The following is a 17522-nucleotide window of genomic DNA, read 5'->3' as shown; positions in this document are numbered from 1 at the left end:
CCGTGCGTGTCCTCGTGGTGCACAACCGGTACGGCTCCGCGCAGCCGAGCGGGGAGAACAGGGTCGTCGACCAGGAAGTGGCGCTGCTGCGCGGGGCCGGGCACGAGGTGGAGCTGTTCGAGCGGCGCAGCGACGACATCGCCGGGCGGTCCCTGCTGGGGAAGGCGGCGGTCCCGCTGCTCGTGCCGTGGAACCCGGCGGTGCGGGCGCGATTGGCGGCCCGGCTGCGGACGCTGCGCCCGGACGTGGTGCACGTCCACAACGTGTTCCCGCTGCTGTCCCCTGCGGTACTCGCGGCGTGCGCCGACGCGGACGTGCCCGCCGTCGCGACGCTGCACAACTACACGCAGGTCTGCCCGCCGGGCACGCTCCAGCGGGCGGGCCGGCCGTGCACGGAGTGTGTGGGGGCGTCGCCGCTGCCGGCCGTGCGGCACGGCTGCTACCGGGGTTCCCGGCTGGCCACGGTGCCGCTCGCGGTGAGCCTGTCGGTGAACCGGCGGCGGTGGTGGTCGGGGGTGGAGCGGTTCTTCTGCATCTCCGCCGCGCAGCGCGACGTCCTCGTACGGGCCGGGCTGCCGGCCGAACGCCTCGGTGTGAAGCACAACTTCGTGCCCGACCCCGTCGAGCGCCGCACGGGTCCCGGGGAGCATCTGCTGTTCCTGGGGCGGCTCGCGGAGGCCAAGGGGGTGCGGCTGCTGATGGCGGCCTGGGACCGGCTCGCGGCCGGCGGCGGGGCGGGCGTACCGCTGCTGATCGCCGGGACGGGGCCGCTGGAGGGGGAGGTGGCCGCCTGGGCGGCGGGCCGCGAGGACGTGCGATACGCCGGTCTGTACGAGCCGGAGCGGTGCCGGGCGGCGATCGCGCGGGCGGTGGCCGTGGTGGCGCCGTCGACGTGGCTGGAGGCGTTCGGGCTGGTGGTCGTCGAGGCGATGGCGGCCGGGGTGCCGGTCGTCGCCGCCGGGCACGGCGCGTTCGTCGAGCTCGTCGAGGACGGGGTGACCGGGCTGCTGCACGAGCCGGGCGACGCCGCCTCGCTGGCCTCCTGTCTGCGCCGGATCACGGCGGAGCAGGGGATGGGCCCGGCGGCCCGGCTCCGGTACGAGCGGGGCTTCAGTCCGGCTGTCGGGCTGGAGCGCCTGGTGGAGGGGTACCGGTCCGCGATCGCGGGCCGGACGAGACCGAGTGGGGGGCAAGCGAGCAGATGACACGATGCCGACTCTGCGGCTCGGAGGCGATGGCGAGCGTCGTCGACCTGGGGGCGACGCCGCCGTGCGAAAGCTTCCTCGCCGCGGACCAACTGGACCTGCCGGAACCGGCGTTCCCGCTGCACCTGCGGGTGTGCACGGAGTGCTGGCTGGCGCAGCTGCCGCCGCTGATCACACCGGAGGACACGTTCACGGACTACGCGTACTTCTCGTCCTTCTCGACGTCGTGGGTGGAGCACGCGCGCACGTTCGTCGACGAGAGCGCCGGGCGGCTGGGCCTCGGCGCGGACTCCTTCGTCGTCGAGGTCGCCAGCAACGACGGATATCTCCTCAAGCATGTGGTGGAGCGGGGGGTGCGCTGCCTGGGTGTCGAGCCGTCGGTGAACGTCGGCGCCGCCGCGCGGGAGGCCGGGGTGCCGACGCTGACCGCGTTCCTGACCCCGGAGACCGGCGCCGCCGTCCGCGCGGAACACGGCCCGGCGGACCTGGTGGTGGCCAACAACGTGTACGCGCACATCCCGGACGTCACCGGCTTCACCCAGGGCCTGCGCGCCCTGGTCGCCGACGACGGCTGGGTCTCGATCGAGGTGCAGCACCTGCTGACGCTGATCGAGGAGAACCAGTACGACACGATCTACCACGAGCACTTCCAGTACTACACGGTCGCCTCGGCGGCCAGGGCGCTGGCGAGCGGCGGACTCACTTTGGTGGACGTGGAGTTGCTGCCGACGCACGGGGGGTCGATCCGGCTGTGGGCGCGTCCTTCGGGGCAGCCCTCTTCGCGGGTGGCGGACGTCCTGGCGCGGGAGAAGGCCGCCGGGCTCCAGGAGCTGTCCGGCTACACCGAGTTCTCCGCGCGGGTCGCCAAGGTGCGCCGGGATCTGCTGCGGTTCCTGATCGAGGCGGCCGAGCGCGGGGAGACGGTCGTCGGCTACGGCGCCCCCGGCAAGGGCAACACCCTCCTCAACCACTGCGGGGTGCGGCCCGACCTGCTGCCGTACACGGTCGACCGCAACCCCTACAAGCACGGCCGGTTCACGCCGGGCGCCCGGATCCCGGTGCTGCCGCCGGAGCGGATCGCCGCGGACAAGCCGGACTACGTGCTCGTCCTGCCGTGGAACCTGCGGGCCGAGCTGACCGAGCAGCTGTCCTTCGTGCACGACTGGGGCGGCCGGCTGGTCTTCCCCATCCCGGAGCTGAGCATTGTCGAGGTCGAGCGATGAAGGTCGTACTGTTCTGCGGCGGTTACGGGATGCGGATGCGCAGCGGCGCCACCGACGACGTGCCGAAGCCGATGGCGATGGTCGGGCCCCGGCCGCTGATCTGGCACGTCATGCGGTACTACGCGCACTTCGGGCACACGGAGTTCATCCTGTGCCTGGGCTACGGGGCGCACCACATCAAGGAGTTCTTCCTCAGCTATGAGGAGACGACGTCCAACGACTTCGTCCTGCGTGACGGCAGAACGGAGTTGCTGTCGACGGACATCTCCGACTGGACGATCACGTTCGTGCAGACCGGCGTCGAATCTCCGATCGGCGAACGCCTGCGCCGGGTTCGGCCGCATCTCGACGGCGACGAGATGTTCCTCGCCAACTACGCCGACGTCCTCACCGACGCCCCCCTGCCGGAGATGATCGACAAGTTCGCGGGCCGGGACGCGGGCGCGTCGATGATGGTGGTCCCGCCCCAGTCGTCGTTCCACTGCGTGGACTTGGGGGACGACGGCCTCGTCGGCGGGATCACGGCGGTGAGCGAGCTGCCGCTGTGGGAGAACGGCGGCTACTTCGTGCTGCGGCAGGAGATCTTCGACCACATACCGGAGAACGGCGACCTGGTGGCCGACGGCTGCGCCGAACTCGCCAAGCGGGGGCGGCTGGTGGCGCATCAGCACCGGGGGTTCTGGAAGCCGACGGACACGGTGAAGGAGCGGGCCGCGCTCGACGACGCCTACGCCAGGGGCGAGCGCCCGTGGGCCCTGTGGGAGCGGGCGTGATCCGGCTCGGCGCGGGGCGCCTTGACTCGGTCGTCGCGGTGGGCGCGCACTGCGACGACATCGCCATCGGCGCGGGCGGCACGCTGCTCGCGCTGTGCGGGGCGCGGCCGGGGATCCGCGTGGACGCGCTGGTCCTGTGCGGCGGCGGCACCGACCGCGAGCAGGAGGAGCGGGCCGCGCTCGCCGCCTTCTGCCCGGGCGCCGACCTGCGCCTGACCGTGCGCAAACTGCCGGACGGCCGGGTGCCCGCGCACTGGGACGAGGCGAAGGCCGCCGTCGAGGAACTGCGCACGCGGACCGAGCCCGACCTGGTGCTGGCCCCGCGCACCGACGACGCCCACCAGGACCACCGGAGCCTCGCCAAGCTGATGACCACCGCGTTCCGCGACCACCTCGTGCTCGGCTACGAGATCGTCAAGTGGGACGGCGACCTCGGCCGCCCGGCGGCCTACCAGCCCCTGTCCCCCGAGACCGCCGGGCACAAGGTCCGGCTGCTCCAGGAGCACTACCCCTCGCAGCACCACCGCCCCTGGTACGACCCGGAGGCCTTCCGCGGCCTCGCCCGCATCCGGGGCATCGAATGCCACGCCCGCTACGCCGAGGCGTTCGCCGTCACCAAACTCACTCTCGACCTGGGGGACTGACCTGTGCGCGTACTGCTGACCGGCCATCAGGGCTATCTGGGCTCCGTGATGGCCCCGGTCCTCACGGCCGCCGGGCACGAGGTGTCCGGCCTCGACTCCGGCCTGTTCGCCGACTGCGTCCTGGGCCCGGCTCCCGCCGATCCGCCGGGAGTTCAGGTGGACCTGCGGGACGTCACCGCCGGGCACGTGTCCGGTTTCGACGCGGTGATCCACCTGGCCGCCCTCTCCAACGACCCCCTGGGCTCCCTCGCCCCCGACCTCACCTACGACATCAACCACCACGCCTCCGTCCGGCTGGCCCGGCTGGCCCGCGAGGCCGGGGTGAAGCGGTTCCTGTACGCGTCGACGTGCTCGGTGTACGGCGCCGCCGGCGGCGACGACCTGGTCACCGAGGACGCCCCGCTGCGCCCGGTCACCCCGTACGCGGAGTCCAAGGTCCGCGTCGAGGACGACCTGCACGCGCTCGCCGACGGCGACTTCAGCCCCGTGTACCTGCGCAACGCCACCGCGTTCGGGTACTCGCCCCGGCTGCGCGCCGACATCGTGCTGAACAACCTGGTCGGCCACGCGCTGCTGTCCGGTGAGGTGCTGGTGCTCTCCGACGGCACGCCGTGGCGTCCGCTGGTGCACGCCGCCGACATCGCGCGCGCGTTCACCGCCGCGCTGACGGCCCCTCAAGAGGCCGTGCACGACCGGGCGTTCAACATCGGCAGCGAGGTCAACAACGTCACGGTCGCCGAGATCGCCGGGCAGGTCGCGGAGGCGGTGGCCGGCTCGGAGGTGCGGATCACCGGGGAGACGGGCGCCGACCCGCGCTCGTACCGGGTGGACTTCTCGCGGTTCCGGGCGGCGGTTCCAGGGTTCGAGTGCGAGTGGACGGTGAAGCGGGGGGCGCTCGAACTCGCCGACGCCTACCGGCAGTTCGGGCTGACCCGGGGGGACTTCGAGCGGCGGTTCACACGGCTGGCGGTGCTGCGGGCGGCGGCGGAGGCGGGCGCGGTGGACGGGACGCTGCGGTGGCGCCGGTGACCGGGGAAGGGTTCGGCTCCGAGATGTACGCGCTGGTGGAGCGGCTGTACCCGCTCTGCCGGAGCATCACGGGCGACGGGGTCCGCGCCACCTTGGACATCGTCGGCGAGTACGTCCCCCTGGAGGTGCACGAGGTCCCGACGGGCACGCAGGTCCTCGACTGGACGGTGCCGCAGGAGTGGAACATCCGGGACGCGTACGTCGCCGACGCCGCCGGGAACCGGGTCGTGGACTTCGCCGAGTCCAGCCTGCACGTGCTCGGTTACAGCGTGCCGGTGGCGGCGACCATGCCGCTGGCCGAACTCCGCCCGCACCTGCACACCCTCCCCGAGCACCCGACGTGGGTGCCGTACCGCACCAGCTACTACAAACCGGAGTGGGGCTTCTGCCTGGCCCAGCAGACCCTGGACGCCCTCCCGGACGGCGACTACGAGGTCCGGATCGACTCCACGCTCGCCGACGGCCACCTCACCTACGCCGAGCACGTGATCCCCGGGCAGAGCGCCGACGAGGTGATCGTCTCCTCCCACGTCTGCCACCCCTCGCTCGCCAACGACAACCTCGCCGGCATCGCGGTGGCGACCTTCCTCGCCCGGTCCCTGGCCGAGCAACAGCCGTACTACACCTACCGGTTCGTCTACGCGCCCGGCACGATCGGCGCGATCACCTGGCTGGCCCGCAACGCGGACCGGATCGACCGGGTGAAACACGGCCTGGTCCTGGCCTGCGCGGGCGACCCCGGTCAACTCACCTACAAACAGAGCCGGCGAGGCGACGCGGAGATCGACCGGGTCCTGCGCCACATCCTGGCGGCCTCCCAACGCCCGCACGACATAAGGGAGTTCACCCCGTACGGCTACGACGAACGCCAGTACTGCTCCCCCGGTTTCGACCTCGGCGTGGGCTCGCTGAGCCGGACCCCGTACGCCGGGTACCCCGAGTACCACACCTCGGCCGACAACCTGGACCTCGTCTCCCCGGAGGCGATGGCGGACACCCTCGCCGTGTGCCGCGAGGCGTTCGCGGTGCTGGACGCCGACCGCCGGTACGTCAACCTCAGCCCGTACGGCGAACCGCAGTTGGGCCGGCGCGGACTGTACGACTCCCTCGGCGGACGCAGCGACGCGCAGCAGGCACAGCTGGCGATGCTGTGGGTGCTGAGCCTCTCCGACGGGGGGCACTCGCTGCTGGACGTGGCCGAGCGGTCCGGGCTGGCGTTCGAGGCGGTGGCCGCCGCGGCGGGGGCGCTGTGCGGCGCCGGGTTGATCAAGGCGTGAGGCGGGTGAGCGCGAAGGCGACGGCGAACGGGGCGGGGGCGTCGGGGGCGGGGGCAGGCCCGGAGTCCGGCGCCAACTCCGCGTCCGCCCCCACCTCCGCCAAGCGCGCCCTCCTGGCCCGCCTCTCCTGGGGCCTCGCCGACCAGGCCGCCTCCAGCATCTCCAACTTCGCGGTCGGCATCTACGTCGCCCGCTCGCTCGGCGTCACCGCGTTCGGCGTGTTCAGCCTCGCCTGGGTCACCTACGGCGTCGTCCTGAACGTCTCGCGCGGGCTGGCCACCGATCCGCTGGTGGTCCGGTTCAGCGGGGTGCCGGAGGCGGCCTGGCGCGGGGCGGTGGCGCGGGCGTCGGGCACGGCGCTCGGTATCGGCGGTGTCCTGGGCGCGGTGTGCCTGGTGGCCGGGCTCGCGCTCGGCGGCCGGGTGGGTCCCGCGTTCGCGTGTCTCGGTGTGGTGCTGCCGGGGCTGCTGCTGCAAGACGCCTGGCGGTTCTCGTTCTTCGCGGCGGGCGTCGGGCGCAAGGCGTTCGTCAACGACGTCGTGTGGGCGCTCGCGCTGGTCCCGGCGCTGCTGGTCGCGGCCCGCGCGGGGAGTGTGGCCGGCTTCGTGCTGGCCTGGGGCGCGTCGGCGTGGGCGGCGGCGGCGTACGGCTGCCTCCAGTGCGGTGTCCGGCCCAGGCTCGCCGGGGCCCGGGGCTGGCTGCGCGAGCAGCGTGACCTCGGGTACCGGTATCTGGTCGAGAACGTCAGCCTGAGCGGCGCGAGCCAGCTGCGGGCGTACGGGCTCGGCGTCGTCATCGGCGTCGGCGCGGTGGGCGCCGTGCGCGGGGCCGAGCTGCTGATGGGACCGTTCCTCGCGGTGCTGATGGGGCTGTCGCTGGTGACCGTCCCGGAGGCGGCGCGGGTGCTGCGGCGGGCGCCGGGGCGGCTCGGCGCGTTCTGTCTGCTGCTGGGCGGCGGGCAGGCGGCCGGCGCGCTGCTGTGGGGCGGGGCGCTGCTGCTGATGCCCGGCGGGGTCGGCGAGCTGGCGCTCGGCGCTGTCTGGCACTCCGCCTCCCCGCTCGTCCTGCCCATCACGCTCGGTGTCGCGGGCGCCGGGCTCGGCACCGGCGCGGCGGCCGGGCTGCGCGCGCTCGGCGCGGCCCGCCGCAGCCTGCGCTGCCAGCTGTTCGCCTCCGCCTGCTACGTCGGCGGCGGCCTCGGCGGCGCGGCCCTGGCCGGCACGTCCGGTTCGGCCTGGGGTGTCGCCGCCGCGACCCTCAGCGGCTCGGCCGTGTGGTGGCTGCAACTGCGCTCCGCCCTGCGCGAGCGCCTTCAGGACCCCATCCCGGAAGCGAGGACGCCATGACCCCCAGGCTGAGCATCGGCCTGCCCGTGTACAACGGCGAGGAGTACCTGTCCGAGTCCTTCGACGCCCTGCTCGGCCAGACGTACGAGGACTTCGAGCTGATCGTCTCCGACAACGCCTCGGCCGACGGCACCGAGGACATCTGCCGCCGGTACGCCGCGAAGGACTCCCGTGTCCGCTATCTCCGCCTCCCCCGCAACATCGGCGCCACCCCGAACCACAACCTGGTCCTCGCCGAGTCCCGCGGCGAACTCTTCAAGTGGGCCTCGCACGACGACCTCTACGGCCGCGACCTCCTCCAGCGCTGCGTGGCCGCCCTGGACGAGCACCCGGAGATGATCCTCGCCCACAGCGGCCAGGCGGTCATCGACGGCGAAGGGCGGGTCAAGGTCCCGTACGACTACACCCTCGCCACCGACTCCCCGCGCGCGCCGGAGCGCTTCCGCAGTCTGCTGTTCGAGCCCGGCGGCGACGACTTCTACGGGGTGCTGCGCGCCGATGTGCTGCGCCGGGTGAAGCCGATGGACAGCTACCACCACGCGGACCGCACGTACGTCGCCGAGATCGCCCTGTACGGCCCGTTCCACCAGGTCCCGGAACTCCTGTACTTCCGCCGCGACCACCCGACCCGCGCCGAACGCGCGAACCCCGGCAAACGGGCCCGCTGCGCCAACCTCGACCCCCGCCGCGCCGGCCCCCTGCATCCGACGCCCCGGCTGCTCGCCGAGTACGTATGGGGTTTCGTCGCCGCGATCCGCCGCGCACCGCTGTCCTCGGCGGACCGGCGGGCGTGCTACGGCCATCTCTCGGCGTGGCTGGGGAGCAGGGCGCGGCCGGGGGTGGGGGAACGGGTGGAGGACCGGACGCCGGTCGATCCGTCGGCGCTGAGCGTGTCGGTGGACGCGTTGGTGGCGGGGCGGGAGGGGAGGCGGGCGTGAGGGCTGAAAGGGCGGCGCGTGTCGGGGAGTTGGGCGGGCTGACCGGATCGCCGCCTCAGAACCCGGCGCGGGGCGGGGAGTTACGCGGGTCGACCGGCATGACGCCTCAAACCCCGGCGCGCGGCAGGGAGTTGCGTGGGCTGACCGGCATGACGCCTCACAATCCGGCGCGCATAGGGGAGTTGGGCTGTCTAGCCAGCGTGACGCTTCAAAACCCGGCGCGCGGCGGGACGTTGTGCAGGCCGACCGGCATGACGCCTCAAACCCCGCCGTGCGGCAGGCAGTTCGGCTCCGGCCGCCGAGGGAGGTCCGTATGACGCCCCAACAGCCGGTGCGCGTCGGGGTGTTCGGGCTGCTCGGGTCCGGGAATCTCGGTAACGACGGGTCCCTGGAGGCCGTTCTCGGGTACCTTCGCTCCGCTCGTCCGGAGGCGGTGGTGGACGCGTTGTGCGGTGGGCCGGAGGCGGTCTCGGCGCGGTTCGGGATTCCGGCGACGCGGCTGCACTGGTACCGGGGCGAGTACCGGACCGCGTCCCGGGCGCGCGCGGTCGTGGCGAAGGGCGCCGGCAAGTTCGTCGACGCCTTCCGCACCGCCGCGTGGGTCCGCCGGCACGACGTGGTGATCGTGCCGGGCATGGGCGTCCTGGAGGCGACGCTGCCGCTGCGGCCGTGGGGGTTCCCGTACGCGCTGTTCCTGCTCTGCGCGAGCGGGCGGGTGCTGCGGACGCCGGTGGCACTGGTCGGCGTCGGCGCCGCACCGATCGGCAGCCGCCCGGTGCGGACCCTGGTGAGCTGGTCGGCGCGGCTGGCGACGTACCGCTCGTACCGGGACACCCCGTCGCGGGACGCGATGCGGGCGATGGGAGTGGACACGGCGGGGGACACGGTCCACCCGGACCTGGCGTTCGCACTGCCGACACCGGAGGCGGACCCCACCCCCTCCTCGAAACCCCCCGGCCTGGTCTGCGTAGGCGTCATGGCTTTCCACGGCGGGAACGACGACCGCGCGCGGGCCGAAGAGATCCACCGCCGCTACCTCGACGGGACAACCACCTTCATCCGCGCCCTGGTCGAGGAGGGCAGGCCGGTGCGGCTGCTCACCGGGGACGGGGTCGACACCCCGGTCGTCGACGCGATTCTCGACGCCGTCGCCTCACCCCTGGTCACCGTCGCCGAGACCACCTCCCTCGCCGACCTGATGAAGGAGACCGCCGCCGCCGAGACCGTCGTGGCGACCCGGTATCACAACCTGATCTGCGCGCTGCGGACCGGCACCCCCTCGCTCGCCCTCAGTTACGCGGCGAAGACCGAGGCGCTGATGGCCCGGATGGGCCTTGCCGCGTACTGCCACCCGGCCCGCGAGGTCGACCCGGCCCGACTGCTCGGACAGTTCCGGGAGTTGGAGAAGAACTCGACCGGACTGCGCCGCACCCTCGCCGGGCGCAACCGCCTGGCCGCCCGCCAACTCGACGACCAGTTCACCGCGTTGACCGCGGCCCTGTTCCCCCGGGAGGTTCCGTGAAAGCGACCGAAGTCAAGGACATAGCCGGCGCGTACCTGTTCGAGCCGACGCCGTACGCCGACGACCGCGGCTTCTTCAGCCGTACTTTCGACGCCGACGTGCTGCGCGGGGCCGGCCTCGACCCGCACGCGTTCGTCCAGGACAGCCTCTCCCGCTCGGCGCGCGGCGTGCTGCGCGGCCTGCACGTGCGCTCCGGCGCGGGCGAGGCGAAGCTGGTGCGCTGCTCGTACGGACGGATCTTCGACGCCGTCGTCGACCTGCGCCCGCACTCGCCGACCTACCTCAACCGGGCGTTCTTCGAGCTGTCCGACGAGACGCAGGTGACCCTGTACGTCCCGGCGGGCTGCGCGCACGGCTTCCAGGCGCTGACCGACCCCGCCGACGTGTCGTACCGCATCGACCGCCCGCACGACCCGGCCGAGGACGTGACGATCCGCTACGACGACCCCGAACTCGCCGTCCCCTGGCCGCTGCCGGTGACGCTGATGTCGGCCCGGGACCGGCAGGCGCCGAGCCTCGCCGAGGTCCTGAAGCGCGAGGAGGGCTGAGGTGCGCACCGAACGCTCGCGGAAGGCGAACGAGCGGCTGCACGCCCTGATCCCGGGCGGCGCGCACACCTACGCCAAGGGCGACGACCAGTACCCGGAGCACCTGGCCCCGGTCATCAGCTACGGCCGGGGCGCCCACGTGTGGGACATCGACGGCAACCGGTACGTCGAGTACGGCTCGGGCCTGCGCTCGGTGAGCCTGGGCCACGCCCATCCTCGGGTACTGGAGGCGGTGCGGCGGGAGTTGGAGCGCGGCAGCAACTTCGTCCGCCCGTCCGTCGTCGAACTCGACGCGGCGGAACGCTTCCTGGCCACCGTGCCGACCGCCGAGATGGTGAAGTTCGCGAAGAACGGCTCCGACGCCACCACGGCCGCCGTACGCCTGGCCCGCGCGGTCACCGGCCGCCCGCTGGTGGCCCTCTGCGCCGACCAGCCCTTCTTCTCGGTGGACGACTGGTTCATCGGCACCACCCCGATGCCGGCGGGCATCCCGGCGACGGACCTGACGGTGACGTTCCCGTACGGCGACCTGGCCGCCACCGAGGAGCTGCTGGCCCGCCACGCGGGCGAGATCGCCTGCCTGATCCTCGAACCGGCCACCCACACCGAGCCCCCGCCGGGCTACCTCGCCGGCCTGCGCGCGCTCGCTGACCGGCACGGCTGTGTGCTGGTCTTCGACGAGATGATCACGGGTTTCCGCTGGTCAGAGGCGGGCGCGCAGGGCCTGTACGGGGTCGTCCCGGACCTGTCGACGTTCGGCAAGGCGCTGGGCAACGGGTTCGCCGTCGCCGCGCTGGCCGGGCGCCGCGAGCTGATGGAGCGGGGCGGGCTGCGGCACGCGGGCGAGCGGGTGTTCCTGCTGTCGACGACGCACGGCGCGGAGACGCACTCGCTGGCGGCGGCGATGGCCGTGCAGACGACGTACGCCGAGGAGGGGGTGACGGCCCAACTGCACGCGCTGGGCGAGCGGTTGGCCGCCGGGGTCCGTGACGTGGCGGCCGGTATGGGCGTCGGTGACCACCTCCTGCTCCGGGGCCGGGCCAGCAACCTGGTCTTCGCGACCCTCGACGGCGACGGCCGCCCGTCGCAGCCCTACCGCACGCTGTTCCTGCGGTGCCTGCTCGCGGGCGGGGTGCTGGCGCCGTCGTTCGTGGTGAGCAGCGCGCTGGACGGCGCCGACATCGATCACACCGTGGACGTGGTGGCGCAGGCGTGCGCGGTGTACCGCAAGGCGCTGGACGCGGGCGATCCGACACCGTGGCTGGGCGGGCGGGCGGTGAAGCCGGTGTTCCGGAAACTGGCCTGACGCTTCGTCAACTTCGTTTCCGCAGACCGGAGTCCGCCGCCCGGTCGACCGCCCACGCGCTCGCCGGGACCACCGCGAGCGCGGTGCACCAGCCGCCGAGGACGTCGGTCGGGTAGTGCGCGCCCAGCGCGATCTGCGCCCAGCCCATGACGGCCCCGGCGGCCAGCGCGGCGCCGAGCGCGAGGGCCGGTCCGGCCGCCCTGCCGAGGCCGGTCCGGCCGGCCGTGGCCAGCGCCGCCACGAGGGCGAGGGAGGTGAGGAAGGCGGTGTGCCCGCTCGGGTAGGACAGGTTGTCGCCGTGGATGGTGCGCCCCACCAGCGACTTGAGCAGCGTCGCCGCCCCCACGGCCGCGGCGGCGGAGACGACGAGGAGCACGGCCGCGCGGGGCAGCCGCAGCAGCAGACAGCCCGCCACGGCGACGGCGACCAGCGGCGCCGCCCCCGCGGGCTCCCCGAGGAAGTCCACGGCGAGGGCGAGGTGCCGCCCGGCGGGCCCCAGCCCGTCCACGGCCGCCGTCCCGATCCGCGCGTCCAGGCCGCTGGGCCCGCTGTCCCCGGCGAACAGGACACCGAGGAGGACGACGACGAGCGCGGCCAGCACCGCGACCGCCCCGAGCGCCCGGCTCCTCAACAGCGGTCCGGCGACGGCCTGTTCCTCTTGCTCCACGCCCACTCGAAGCCCCCCCGGCCCGTGTCCGGCCCCGAATCAGTCCTCGTTCACCCTAACCAACAAGGCGGCCAAGACGGGCAGTTGCCGCACACCTCAGCCACCCGCCGCGAACTTCAGCCCGCCGCAGCCGAGTTGCGCAACCGCGCGACCACTCCCCCGTCCACCAGCAGATCCGTCCCGGTGACGAAAGCCGCCCCCTCCCCCAGCAGGAAACAGGCGGCGGCAGCGATGTCGTCAGGCGTCCCCACCCGCCGCACGGGCGACACCGCGAGCATCCCCCGCATATGGTCCCCGCTCTCCCCCGCCAACTCCTGCTGCGCCATGGGCGTCGAGATGATCCCGGGGCTCAACGAGTTGACGCGGGCGCCGCGTTCACCCCAGGCACCGGCGACGGCCCCCACCCGCAGGATGTTGCCGCGCTTGGCGACCGAGTACGCGAGGCCGGAGTCGGTGATCGCGGCGACGAAGGGGAGTTCCAGCAGCCCGGCGGCGGGCGTACCCGCGAGCGCCCGTTCCTGCTCGGCCGACAGCGGCGCCGGCAGCAGGTGCCCGGCCATGCTGGCGATCACGACGGCGGACCCGCCCGGCGCGACGACCGCCCCGAACGCGTCGAGCACGAGGGCGACCCCCAGCAGGTCGACGCGCAGGACCGCCGCCGGGGGCGCCTGCACGGCGGACAGCCCCGCCGTGTGCACGACCCGGGTCACCGCCCCGAGCCCGGCGGCGGTCGCGGCGAGCGCCCGCACCGACTCCGGGTCGCCGACGTCGACGCCCTGCACGGTGACCTCGTGCCCCTCCCCTCTCAACTGCTCGGCGAAGGCGTCGAGGCCCGCCTTGTCGTGGTCGGCGAGCAGCAGCCGGCGTCCGCCGCCGATCCGGCGGGCGACGGCGCGGCCCATGCCGCCGGTGCCGATGACGACCGCGACGTCCTTGCTGTCCTGTTCCATGACGGCTCCCTGATCCGGACGGATGGCCCCCTCAACGTACGGTGACCGCGGCGCGTACGGACAGAGACAGTCCGGTCAGCCCCGCAGCGAGGCCACCCCCTGCGGGGCCTTCGCCGCCAGGAACGCCGTGTGCCTCCGCAACCGGAATCCCAGCGACTCGTACAGCCGGATCGCGTTGACGTTCCCCGCTCCGGTGTGCAGGAACGGCACCTCCCCTCGCTCCCTGATGCCATGCGCCACAGCGAGGATCAGTCGGCTCGCGAGGCCCTGACCACGTACGGACGGGTCAGTGCAGACCGCGCTGATCTCGGTGTATCCAGGCGGGCGCAGCCGCTCGCCGGCCATGGCGACCAGGGCGCCGCCCCGGCGGACACCGAGATAGGTGCCCAGCTCGATCGTGCGTGGCAGGAAGGGACCCGGGCGGGTCCGCTCGACGAGGTCGATCATCTCGGGGACGTCCGCCGGGCCCAACCGGACGGCCTCGGAGTCGGGGGCGGCGGCGAGGCAGTCGTCGACGAGTTGCACGCCCTCCACCTGGAAGACCAGGTCCCAGCCGGGCGGCACCTCCCCTACGTACCCGGACAACGGAACCTCCTCGCCGGGCCCGGCGAGCGCGGCCAGGTCCGCCCAGTCGGCGGCGTCGGGATCGTCGGGGAGCGCCAGCCACGGGGAGACGTCGAGCGGGTAGCGCAGGACGCGGCCTCGGCGCTCGGCGAAGTGGGCGTGGGGGCCGGTGAGGGAGGCGAGGGCGGGGTTGTCGAGGACGTGCCGCGTTTCCGGGGCGGAGTTGTCGTGCCGTGTTCCCGGAGCGGAGTCGTGCGGCGCTCCCGGAGCGCCCCCGGAGCGCCCCGCAAAAGAATCCGCGCCCCTCACTCCCCCTCCCCGACCTCGATGACGACCTTCCCCCGCGCATGCCCTTCCTCCACCGCGCGCAGCGCCTCGCCCGCGCGGTCCAGCGGGAAGACCGCCGTCACGTACGGATTCAGGGCGCCGCTCACCGCGAGCTGGGCGACCGCCTCCAGGACGGCCGTGTTCCGCTTGCGCTCCACCCTGGCGCCACCGAGCGCGGCGGCCGTCTCCTCCGCCGCCCCGGCGGTGATCAGCTTGGTGCGGTCGGCCAGGAGTCCGGCGGCCTGTTCCAGGACCTCGCCGCCGACGAGGTCGTACACGGCGTCGACCGGGCCGGGGACGGCGGAGGTCCAGTCGGGGCCTGACGGGACGTGGACCGCGCCGAGGGACTCCACGAAGTCCTTCTTCGCGGCGCTCGCGAGCCCGATCACGTTCAGGCCCCCGGCCCGCGCGATCTGTACGGCGGCCACGCCGACCCCGCCGCCCGCGCCGGTGATCAGGAGCGTCGCGCCGGCGGGGAGGGCGAGCTGGCGGACGCCGTCGTAGGCGGTCGCGGCGGCGACGGGGAGGGTGGCCGCGTCGGTGAAGGACAGGGCGGCGGGCTTGCGGGCCGTGATGGCGGCGGGGAACAGGGTGTGCTCGGCGTAGCCGCCGGTCAGGGTGTTGCCGAAGACCTCGTCGCCGGGCGCGAGGTCCGTGACCCCTTCCCCGACGGAGACGACCACTCCGGCGGCCTCGCTGCCGAGGACGACGGGGAAGACGGGCTCGGCGAAGAGGCGCAGGCCCCCGCGCAGCTTCCAGTCGACCGGGTTCACCCCGGCCGCGCGCACCGCGACCAGCAGCTCGCCGGGGCCGGGCACCGGGGGCTCGATCTCCGCGAAGCCTTCGGTCTCCGGGCCTCCGTAGCGGGTGAAGACGTATGCCTTGGACATGGCGGTCACTCTCCTTACGCGTTCGGCATCCATCACCAAGAACCGCAGGTGAGGAGGTATTCCCGGGCCCGGGCAGAGTTCATACGCGGTTAATGATCGGCCGCGCGGGGCCGGTACCGTGGACCCGTACGGTGGACAGACGCACCCCGTACGGTTGACGTACGCACCCCGCACCACCTGGAGCACCACCCCGCCATGAACGTCACCCGAGGCTTCACCGGGCGCGCCCGCGTCCACAATCCGGGGCTGCCGCCCGGCCAGTACGACGCGGGCGACGACTGGCCCGTGCTGTCCGCCGAGGTCACCCCGGACCTCGCGCCCGCCGACTGGACCTTCCGCGTCGACGGGCTGGTCGCCGAGGAGCGCACCTGGACCTGGCAGGACGCGCACGCGCTGCCGGAGTCGGAGTACCGGGGCGACATCCACTGCGTGACCAGCTGGTCGAAGTTCGGCGTCCGCTTCGGGGGCGTCTCCCTGGACACGTTCCTGGCCGCCTCCCGCCCGGACAGCACGGCCACGCACGCGGTCGCCTACTCGCACACCGGGTACACCACGAACCTCCCGCTGTCCGACCTGACCGGCGGCAAGGCGTGGATCGCGTTCCGTTACGGCGGCGAGCCGCTGGCGCCGGAGCACGGCGGTCCCGCGCGGCTGCTCGTGCCGCACCTGTACTTCTGGAAGAGCGCGAAGTGGATCGCGGGCGTCCGGCTGCTCGACCACGACGAGCCGGGGTTCTGGGAGCAGAACGGGTACCACGCGCGGGGCAACCCGTGGGAGGAGCAGAGGTACTCCGGTGACTGAGACGGCCTTCGCCCCCGAGACCCGGTTCGCGGTCCCCGGCCGGATCGCGGTGTCCAACCGCGCGGCGGCCGTGTGGCAGACGGCGACGCTGACCGAGATCCGCCGCGAGACCCCGCACGCGGCAACGTTCCGCTTCGCCGTGCCCGGCTGGACGGGCCACCTCCCCGGCCAGCACCTGATGCTGCGGCTGACCGCCGGTGACGGCTACACCGCCCAGCGGCACTACTCGATCGCCTCCCCGCCGGACGATCCCGGGCACATCGAGCTGACCTTGGACCACGTCGAGGGCGGCGAGGTGTCCGGCTGGTTCCACACCGTCGCCCGCCCCGGCGACGAGGTCCAGGTGCGCGGCCCGCTGAGCGGCTTCTTCGCCTGGCCAGGCGACCGCCCGGCCCTCCTGATCGGCGCGGGCTCCGGCGTCGTCCCGCTGATGTCGATGCTCCGCCACCGCCGCCTGCGCGGCCTCTCCGTCCCCCTTCACCTGCTGGTCTCGGCGCGCGGCCCCGAGGAGCTGATCTACGCGCGGGAGTACGGCGCGGAGACCACCCCGGTCTTCACCCGCACGGCGCCCGAGGGCACCCCGGTCGGCCGGCTGGACGCCGGCCACCTGGCCCCGCTGTTCACGCCGGCCGGGCTGCCGGAGGGCGGCTGGGAGGCGTACGTGTGCGGCTCGAACGCGTTCGCCGAGCACGCCTCGCGGCTGCTGGTGGAGGCGGGCCAGCCGGTGGAGCGGGTGCGGATCGAGCGGTACGGCTGAAAGGGCCGCGCGACCCCGTCCCGATCCGGCCGAGATACGCGTTTCGTGCGGGAAGCTCCCCCGAACGGGGTACCTGGAAGGTATGGGCGCGCGTACACGGACCCGGGTGCCCGGCTGGCGCTGGCGGCGCAATCCGCTGCGCCGCCGGTCGGACGTCGTCGAGGGGTGGGCGGCGCTCGCTCTGGCGGTGCTGCTGCTGATCGCGGCGCCGCTGGCCGGGGCGCTGGCGGGGGCGTGGTCCTACGGGCAGGCGCAGGGGGTGGCGCAGCGGCTGCGGGCGGAGCGGCACGCGGTGCGGGCCCAGGTCACGGGCCAGGTGCCGAAGGGCTCGGCGCTGTCACAGAGCGGGAGCGAGCAGTCGTACCGGGTGAGCGTGCGCTGGACACCGCCCGGTGAGCCGCCCCGGACGACGACCGCGCCGGTCCCGGCGGGGACGCGGACCGGTGCGACGCTCACGGTCTGGCTGGACCGCTCAGGCCTCGGCGTCCCGGCGCCGCCGACGCCGGCCATGGTGTGGCAGCAGGCCCTGTCGGCGGGCCTGTGCGGGGCGGGCGGCGCGGCGGGCGCGGCGGCCCTCGGGTACGCGGCCTTCCGGCGCACGGCGCTGCGGCACCGGCTCGCGGAGTGGGAACGGGACTGGGCGCGGACGGAGCCGGAGTGGACGCATGGGGGGACGTGAACTCGGTATCACCTCCTAATGATGTTGTCAAGCGGCAGTTGTGACGGGGAGGTTGCTTTGGTAGCACCGTCCGTCA

At 73.7% G+C, this 17522-nt stretch carries 18 protein-coding genes; 14 read left to right on the top strand and 4 right to left on the bottom strand.

What is annotated here, in order from left to right:
• The first annotated feature begins 2 nt into the window (after positions 1-2).
• The 11 genes from ACYUD3_RS20815 (at position 3) to ACYUD3_RS20765 (ending at position 11811) form a co-directional block, all read left to right on the top strand.
• Complete coding sequence (locus ACYUD3_RS20815; RefSeq protein ID WP_470972019.1) at positions 3-1205, top strand: glycosyltransferase; 1203 nt, start codon at positions 3-5, stop codon at positions 1203-1205.
• Positions 1202-2428 carry a class I SAM-dependent methyltransferase gene (locus ACYUD3_RS20810; protein ID WP_470972017.1) on the top strand — a complete coding sequence of 409 codons (1227 nt, stop codon included), beginning with the start codon at positions 1202-1204 and terminating at the stop codon, positions 2426-2428. Before ACYUD3_RS20815 ends, ACYUD3_RS20810 begins: the two co-directional genes overlap by 4 nt.
• A complete protein-coding gene (locus tag ACYUD3_RS20805; RefSeq protein ID WP_470972016.1) occupies positions 2425-3201 on the top strand; it encodes a glycosyltransferase family protein in 777 nt (258 codons plus the stop codon). The genes ACYUD3_RS20810 and ACYUD3_RS20805 overlap by 4 nt, the downstream gene beginning before the upstream one ends.
• Positions 3198-3845 carry a PIG-L deacetylase family protein gene (locus tag ACYUD3_RS20800; RefSeq protein WP_470972014.1) on the top strand — a complete coding sequence of 216 codons (648 nt, stop codon included), beginning with the start codon at positions 3198-3200 and terminating at the stop codon, positions 3843-3845. The genes ACYUD3_RS20805 and ACYUD3_RS20800 overlap by 4 nt, the downstream gene beginning before the upstream one ends.
• Positions 3846-3848: 3 nt before the next feature.
• Positions 3849-4874, top strand: coding sequence for an NAD-dependent epimerase/dehydratase family protein (locus ACYUD3_RS20795; protein WP_470972012.1), 1026 nt, complete (start codon positions 3849-3851; stop codon positions 4872-4874).
• On the top strand, positions 4862-6151 hold the full coding sequence (locus ACYUD3_RS20790) for a DUF4910 domain-containing protein (protein WP_470972011.1): 1290 nt from the start codon (positions 4862-4864) through the stop codon (positions 6149-6151). The genes ACYUD3_RS20795 and ACYUD3_RS20790 overlap by 13 nt, the downstream gene beginning before the upstream one ends.
• 113 nt (positions 6152-6264) lie before the next feature.
• Entirely contained in the window at positions 6265-7497 is a 1233-nt protein-coding gene (locus tag ACYUD3_RS20785; RefSeq protein ID WP_470972509.1) for a hypothetical protein, read from the top strand.
• Positions 7494-8435: a glycosyltransferase family 2 protein gene (locus tag ACYUD3_RS20780; RefSeq protein WP_470972010.1), complete on the top strand. Its 942-nt coding sequence runs from the start codon at positions 7494-7496 to the stop codon at positions 8433-8435. Before ACYUD3_RS20785 ends, ACYUD3_RS20780 begins: the two co-directional genes overlap by 4 nt.
• A gap of 313 nt (positions 8436-8748) precedes the next feature.
• Positions 8749-9957 carry a polysaccharide pyruvyl transferase family protein gene (locus ACYUD3_RS20775; protein ID WP_470972008.1) on the top strand — a complete coding sequence of 403 codons (1209 nt, stop codon included), beginning with the start codon at positions 8749-8751 and terminating at the stop codon, positions 9955-9957.
• Positions 9954-10505 (top strand): dTDP-4-dehydrorhamnose 3,5-epimerase, encoded by a 552-nt coding sequence (rfbC, locus tag ACYUD3_RS20770; protein ID WP_470972007.1) that lies wholly within the window; start codon positions 9954-9956, stop codon positions 10503-10505. Before ACYUD3_RS20775 ends, rfbC begins: the two co-directional genes overlap by 4 nt.
• Before the next feature lies 1 nt (position 10506).
• Positions 10507-11811, top strand: coding sequence for a glutamate-1-semialdehyde 2,1-aminomutase (locus ACYUD3_RS20765; RefSeq protein ID WP_470972005.1), 1305 nt, complete (start codon positions 10507-10509; stop codon positions 11809-11811).
• Between the two features lie 7 nt (positions 11812-11818).
• Here the strand turns inward: ACYUD3_RS20765 and ACYUD3_RS20760 are convergent, their stop codons facing one another.
• The 4 genes from ACYUD3_RS20760 to ACYUD3_RS20745 all read right to left on the bottom strand — a co-directional run bounded on the left by ACYUD3_RS20760 (position 11819) and on the right by ACYUD3_RS20745 (position 15209).
• Positions 11819-12484 (bottom strand): phosphatase PAP2 family protein, encoded by a 666-nt coding sequence (locus ACYUD3_RS20760; RefSeq protein ID WP_470972003.1) that lies wholly within the window; start codon positions 12482-12484, stop codon positions 11819-11821.
• 110 nt (positions 12485-12594) lie between these two features.
• Positions 12595-13428, bottom strand: a complete 834-nt coding sequence (locus ACYUD3_RS20755) for an SDR family oxidoreductase (RefSeq protein WP_470972001.1) — start codon at positions 13426-13428, stop codon at positions 12595-12597.
• A 75-nt stretch (positions 13429-13503) separates the two neighbouring features.
• Positions 13504-14301, bottom strand: coding sequence for a GNAT family N-acetyltransferase (locus ACYUD3_RS20750; RefSeq protein WP_470972000.1), 798 nt, complete (start codon positions 14299-14301; stop codon positions 13504-13506).
• Positions 14298-15209, bottom strand: coding sequence for an NADP-dependent oxidoreductase (locus ACYUD3_RS20745; protein ID WP_470971998.1), 912 nt, complete (start codon positions 15207-15209; stop codon positions 14298-14300). Before ACYUD3_RS20745 ends, ACYUD3_RS20750 begins: the two co-directional genes overlap by 4 nt.
• Positions 15210-15404: 195 nt before the next feature.
• On the opposite strand from ACYUD3_RS20745, the gene ACYUD3_RS20740 reads away from it, so the two are divergent.
• The 3 genes from ACYUD3_RS20740 (at position 15405) to ACYUD3_RS20730 (ending at position 17446) form a co-directional block, all read left to right on the top strand.
• Positions 15405-16010, top strand: coding sequence for a sulfite oxidase-like oxidoreductase (locus ACYUD3_RS20740; RefSeq protein ID WP_470971996.1), 606 nt, complete (start codon positions 15405-15407; stop codon positions 16008-16010).
• On the top strand, positions 16003-16767 hold the full coding sequence (locus ACYUD3_RS20735) for a ferredoxin reductase (protein WP_470971994.1): 765 nt from the start codon (positions 16003-16005) through the stop codon (positions 16765-16767). The genes ACYUD3_RS20740 and ACYUD3_RS20735 overlap by 8 nt, the downstream gene beginning before the upstream one ends.
• Before the next feature lie 82 nt (positions 16768-16849).
• Entirely contained in the window at positions 16850-17446 is a 597-nt protein-coding gene (locus ACYUD3_RS20730; RefSeq protein WP_470971992.1) for an Rv1733c family protein, read from the top strand.
• The last annotated feature ends 76 nt before the right edge of the window (positions 17447-17522 follow it).

The organism is Streptomyces sp. AMJ-169, from assembly GCF_055597585.1.
This window is presented reverse-complemented; position numbering and strand designations above follow the sequence as displayed.

Excerpts from the sequence above, each read along its gene's own strand:
- ACYUD3_RS20810 (WP_470972017.1), top strand. The coding sequence starts at position 1,202 with ATGACACGATGCCGACTCTGCGGCTCGGAGGCGATGGCGAGCGTCGTC.
- ACYUD3_RS20805 (WP_470972016.1), top strand. The coding sequence starts at position 2,425 with ATGAAGGTCGTACTGTTCTGCGGCGGTTACGGGATGCGGATGCGCAGC.
- ACYUD3_RS20780 (WP_470972010.1), top strand. The coding sequence starts at position 7,494 with ATGACCCCCAGGCTGAGCATCGGCCTGCCCGTGTACAACGGCGAGGAG.
- ACYUD3_RS20775 (WP_470972008.1), top strand. The coding sequence starts at position 8,749 with ATGACGCCCCAACAGCCGGTGCGCGTCGGGGTGTTCGGGCTGCTCGGG.
- ACYUD3_RS20755 (WP_470972001.1), bottom strand. The coding sequence starts at position 13,428 with ATGGAACAGGACAGCAAGGACGTCGCGGTCGTCATCGGCACCGGCGGC.
- ACYUD3_RS20745 (WP_470971998.1), bottom strand. The coding sequence starts at position 15,209 with ATGTCCAAGGCATACGTCTTCACCCGCTACGGAGGCCCGGAGACCGAA.
- ACYUD3_RS20740 (WP_470971996.1), top strand. The coding sequence starts at position 15,405 with ATGAACGTCACCCGAGGCTTCACCGGGCGCGCCCGCGTCCACAATCCG.
- ACYUD3_RS20730 (WP_470971992.1), top strand. The coding sequence starts at position 16,850 with ATGGGCGCGCGTACACGGACCCGGGTGCCCGGCTGGCGCTGGCGGCGC.